5 protein-coding genes (1 of these 5 running past the window's edge) are annotated in these 5,000 nt (G+C 64.4%); 1 reads left to right on the top strand and 4 read right to left on the bottom strand.

Going from position 1 to position 5,000, the window contains the following annotated elements:
• The 4 genes in view from FWJ24_RS12880 to FWJ24_RS12865 are tightly spaced (at most 2 nt apart) and all read right to left on the bottom strand, a layout consistent with a single transcriptional unit that may run on beyond the window.
• Positions 1-176, bottom strand: partial view of a DUF2190 family protein gene (locus FWJ24_RS12880; protein WP_150288255.1) — the 5' portion only. Its footprint begins 169 nt before the window's first position; only the first 176 of its 345 coding nucleotides appear in the window; the start codon lies at positions 174-176; the stop codon falls past the left edge of the window.
• Positions 177-178: 2 nt separating this feature from the next.
• Positions 179-388, bottom strand: a complete 210-nt coding sequence (locus FWJ24_RS12875; RefSeq protein WP_150288254.1) for a phage head-tail joining protein — start codon at positions 386-388, stop codon at positions 179-181.
• Position 389: 1 nt separating this feature from the next.
• Positions 390-2,189, bottom strand: a complete 1,800-nt coding sequence (locus FWJ24_RS12870; RefSeq protein WP_150288253.1) for a prohead protease/major capsid protein fusion protein — start codon at positions 2,187-2,189, stop codon at positions 390-392.
• Entirely contained in the window at positions 2,182-3,591 is a 1,410-nt protein-coding gene (locus FWJ24_RS12865) for a phage portal protein (protein WP_150288252.1), read from the bottom strand. The genes FWJ24_RS12870 and FWJ24_RS12865 overlap by 8 nt, the downstream gene beginning before the upstream one ends.
• Positions 3,592-4,083: 492 nt before the next feature.
• On the opposite strand from FWJ24_RS12865, the gene FWJ24_RS12860 reads away from it, so the two are divergent.
• Positions 4,084-4,926, top strand: a complete 843-nt coding sequence (locus FWJ24_RS12860; protein WP_166443714.1) for a hypothetical protein — start codon at positions 4,084-4,086, stop codon at positions 4,924-4,926.
• Positions 4,927-5,000: the final 74 nt, after the last annotated feature.

Raw genomic sequence — 5,000 nt, 5'->3', positions numbered from 1 at the left:
GTGGCCTTGGGGAGTTTGTAGACGCCCGTGGTGGCCAGTTCGAGCGGATCGCCCTCTGCGGCAGAATAGTCGGCGACGCCGAAGATGTTGCCGACGATCAGCCCTTCACCCGAGGTGACGCCTCCTGCGGGTGCGGCAACGGTAATGACCTGACCGTTCTGGATGTAGTTCTGCATTGTCAGAGCCCTTTCGAGGATTGGATGCGGACCACGGCGATGTGCGCCGTCGTGCCGGTGATCTGGCGGTTGAGGTCGCCCAGCGCCGCCGCCATCTCGGCGTCGCTGGCATAGGTCACCCGCTTGCCGTCGTATTCGACGGTGCGGATGCCCTGATAGCGGGCGGCCATCAGGGCGTCGCGCCAGGCGGTGAGTTGGGCGAGGTCGGCCACGTCACGCCCCAGGGTTCTGGAACCAGCCGCGGTGGTCGATGAAGCCTGCGCCGAAGTCCAGGATCACCCGGATTTCCACGCCGTCCACATCCCATCCCGACCGGCTTTCCACCTGCGGCCCCTCGTTGCCCGAGAGATAGGCGAACTCGAGGCCGTCGATCTCGCCGGGGTCGGCGGTCACATACCAGCGGGTTGCGCTGGTCAGGCGGGGTTCGACCACCAGCGACATAGCGCCCGAGAAGGGGTTCACATCGGCGGCCGTGGCGGGCGCGATGGTCGCCAACCATTTCTCGGCCACGGTCTCCAGCGCGGGTGGCACCAGCAGGTTCTTCGGCGTCACACGGATCACGCGGCCCTCGATGCCCTTCTGCGTCCGCAGCGCCAGCCGGGCGGCCGAAAGGGTGGTGTCGGAGATCACAGCGCCAGTCGTCGCGCGGTTTCCGTGATCGACATGGAACAGCGCCTTGTTGTCCGACAGCGTCGGGCCGTTGCCGCTGTTCGCCTCAAGCAGGGTGACAAGGATGCGTGCCTCCGTCTCGGCTGCGCCTTGACCCATCCGGCGCGCGAGGTCGGCAAAGGCGCCGAGGTCGTCGTTGACCAGCACCTGCCGGGTGATGCCGATCTTCTTCGCCCAGGTCTCGATCTTGTAGGCCTCACGCGCCTCGGCCATGGTCCCGGCCTTGATCTCGCCCGCCTCGTTCAGCTTCTCTAGGAGCGGCGCTTCGCCCAGCATGATCTTGTTCACCGCCCGGAAATCCCGCGCCGAGGTCTGCCGCCCCAAGCGGCGGATGCCGGAAGGGGTGGCCTGGTAGGCATCGCGCAGCACGCGGCCCACGGTGTTGCCGAGGATGATCGGGAAATCGGAGGTCGTGTGCAGGGCGCGGGTGACAAGGCTGGCGGGCGACAGCGCCATGGTGGACTCGCCGCGCAGGGTCAGCAGTTCCTTGGCCAAGTCCACGGGTGTGGCGTAGGCATAACGGCGGGCCGGTTCGGAGAGGTCATGGCGCGGGTTGATGCGCGCATAGAGGGCCTCGCCCATCTGACGGGCGCGGAGGCTCGGGTCGTCTTGGCTCTCGCCCATCTCGACGCGGACCTGTTCGGTGCGGATCGTGGGCGCGCTGCGGCTGGCCAGCGCCTCGAAGGCGGCACGGCGGGCGGTATCAGCATCTGCTGCGGCGTCGATCTGGCCGTCGATCCACGCCTGGTCCAGCCCGGCGATGCGGGCGATGGAGCGGATCTCGGTGTTGATCGCGGCGCGGGTCTGCGCCTCGGGCGGGGCGGGGGTGGTGATGTCGGTCATGTGGGTCTCCATGCGGATGTGGGCGCCGGGGTCGGCGGGCGTCGGCACCAGGGAAATCTCGTGGGGGGTCCAGCGCACGGCGGTCAGAACCCGTGCGCCGTTCTCGGTGGCCTCGGCCCATTCCTCGACTGAATAGCCAACCGAGACATGCCGAAGGATCCCTGACAGCACGTCCTGCCAGAGCGGCTCAACCTCGGGCCGGGCTGAGAACCGGATCAGCGCCGTGCCGCGCTGGCCATCGACGCTGGCCGATTGGACGCTGCCAAGCACATCGCGGACGGCGGATTGCCGGTGGGCATCCAGGACGCTGGCCCCTTGGAGGCGCGACAGGTCCACCGCCTCGGGCGCAAGGCTGAGGCGTTCCATATACTGGCCAGCCATGTCGCGACGACGCACGGGCGCGCCGGTTGACCAGATCACCTCGACAGTGCGGTCATCACGGTTGGCGCTGGATGGGGCCAGATCGGCTCGGCGGGTCAGAAGCGTGACGGTGTCATTCATCGGGGATTTCCTCCTTCTGAACAGGCGCTGCACTAAAGCTCAGGCCCAGCGCATCGGTGCGTGCCTTGTCGGCGGCAATCTCGGCATCGACCTGTTCGGCGTCATAGCCCCGTTCGGAAATCGCTTGGCGACGGCTCTTGAGCCCGGCGTTGATGGCAAGGATCTCGGCCTCGACGTCCTTCTTCGGGTCGACGTAATCGAACTTGGGCGGGAGCCATTCGCACGCGAGATAGGCGGCAGGATCGCGGTCGAAGTCCCGCGCAGGCAGATCGCCCGTCAGCACTGCCAGCCGTACGAACCGTTCCCAGACCGGGCGGCAGAACAGATGGACGACGACATTGTGCTGCAGCTGCTCGACCCGGCGGCGGAACTCGATCAGCCCGGCGCGGATCGAGGAATAGGTGACGCCCTCCAGATCGCCCGAGACCAGTTCATAGGGCAGGCCCATCCCGGCAGCGATGGCGCGCAGGTGGTTCTTCACGAAGGGCGCATAGGCATCGTGCTCGGTCGGGTTGGAAAAGCGGATATCGGTGCCGGGCGGCAGGGGGATCAGGCTGCCGGGCTCCATGCCCACGGTCAGCGCGCCGTTGGTGTTCGTCCCGCTCAGGCCGCCCGCCGTGCCGTCCGGATCGGTGATGAAGCCGGTGAACAGCGCCGCGACCTTGGCTTTCACCAGCGCCGCATCCTCGAACTGGTCTAACTCGTGCAACCGCAGCAGCACCGGGGCCAGCCAGGTGATCCCGCGCAATTGGCCAGCCGCCAGCGGCTTGAACAAATGCAGGCAATCGGCGGCGGGCAGCCGCAGCGGTTCCAGCCGCAGCGAGGTCAGCGGATCGCCGGGCCGGTCGCGCATGACCCAATAGGCGGTGCGCTGCCCAGCGCCGCTGAACTCGATGCCAGCCCGGATGCGCGCGCCACCGCCGATGTCACGGTGCAGGTCCAGCGGCACCTGGTCCCGGTCCAGCAGGTCGATGTGCAGGGGGACGGCGGCGGCCTCGGGCACGACCCGCAGCCGAGCGAAACTCTCCCCGCCCTCGACCATCGCCCGCACGGCCATGGCCTGCAGTCCGTAGAAGTCGGCCAGCCCGCCCGGATCGGCATGATCCGTCCAGCGCAGCCACAGCATCTGCAACCGCTCGCGTACCGCCCGATCCGGATGTGTGGACTGCGGCTTGATCCCCGCGCCGACGACATTGCCCACCAGGCTGTCTAACGCCGCCGCGACCCATGGGTTATTCCGCGCATACCATCCGGACCGCCGCGCCGCCGTTGTCGCGCCCGCCAGGATCGCCGTGTTCAGCCCATCGACGGTCCGGGCACCCTCCCAACGACGACCACCACCCGCAGCGTCAAAGCCGCGCGTGCGCGTAAGTCCTAACAGGCGATTGAGGAGCGTCCGCATGGCGCGGAGACTCTCATTTCCAGAGCCTCCGGGGTATCAGAGCCGTTGGGAAAGAGCGGGAATGCTAGGCAAACGATATCTTCCCGACGGTCTGCCACACGCTGGATCGCGTATGTCCCGCTGACGGCAAGAGCGGCACGCCTTCAAGAAGGTCAGGGGGATTGTGCGGTCCAGCCGCGTCACCTAGAAGAATGGGGTTAGTACGCTGCGCGGAATGTTACATCGCTTCTGAGGCGCTGGCCTCTGACAGGATGTCCTGCTTCCCCAGCCATTTGCGGGAAAGAGGCTATCTAAATGTCATTAGGCCCAGTTGGTGGTGGAAAGCTTCCAGGAAAGACCCTTTACGCTGGTCGTCGCCGCGCGATGACAAGAACATCTGGGTTTAAGGTGCATAAGGACACATCGGGCGGTGAGTTTCGCCGGCATCTTGAAAAGATCATCCCCATGGAGCCCAGTGAGACTGTTACGGTCACGTTTACTATAAGTGGGCACGTGAAAGGACAGCTCATTGGTTATGGTATTTGGTTCTGGCGCACTGATGGCGTCGTATGTTCCATTGTAGGCGGACCAGACAAAAGAACACTCACTGAGTACGGTTCTGCGAGTTGGAACAAAGCTGGGAGCATGTGGCTCGCAAATGACGCCTCGCCTGTCGAGGTAATTCTAACGCTGACGGCAACGTCCAAGGGTTCTGTGGCACTTTATGCGCCATTGTGTGGGCGCGTGCGGCACAAACATTTGGATGGTGCACGCCCAGAGCTGATGCGAAATATGTATCAGTTTTCCCCGGAAGCCCTGTTTATTGAGGATGACGGGGCTGGAGTGGTGGAAGTCGAAGCCGTTGAAGGTGCCTCTAGCGCAGACCACCCGCTGATACTCAAGTCATGTAACCGTTGCGGTCGCTTTCTTCCCGTCAATGTTGCGGTTGAGCGTGACCAACTGAGTTTCAGCAATCATTGTGTTGCCGAACACAGGCGGCCTTGCAAACATGCGACCTTCGGAAGACTTCGGAACGTTGAGGATTCAGCCGAAGTGCTTCAGCTCGACTATGGTTATCAGCTCGAGTGTCGTTTCTGCAAGAAGTTCGAAGTGAACGCCGCGCATAACCCGCAGCGATCCTCAGCCCAGATGAAGGAAGACGGTGCCCGTCGGAGGGCTTTCGAGTTGTTGCTAGCGGAGCTGTACGGAGGCACTCCCCAGCTGCGTTATAGACACGAGAAGGGTACCGAGTTAGCCGATGACGTGTGGAAGCGTTTTGGCTGCGCGTGCTTCAACTGTGGGGCAGAGCTGGCTCGGGAAATCTGGACAGCGGGGATAAGTGGAAATTCTGCCTGAGATCGGCATGATGCCGTGAACAGGAGAGACCATGACGAGACGACCGCGCCGGAACCATAGCCCGGCTTTCAAGG

The organism is Rhabdaerophilum calidifontis (assembly GCF_008641065.1).
GTDB classification, from domain to species: domain Bacteria; phylum Pseudomonadota; class Alphaproteobacteria; order Rhizobiales; family Beijerinckiaceae; genus Rhabdaerophilum; species Rhabdaerophilum calidifontis.
This window is presented reverse-complemented; position numbering and strand designations above follow the sequence as displayed.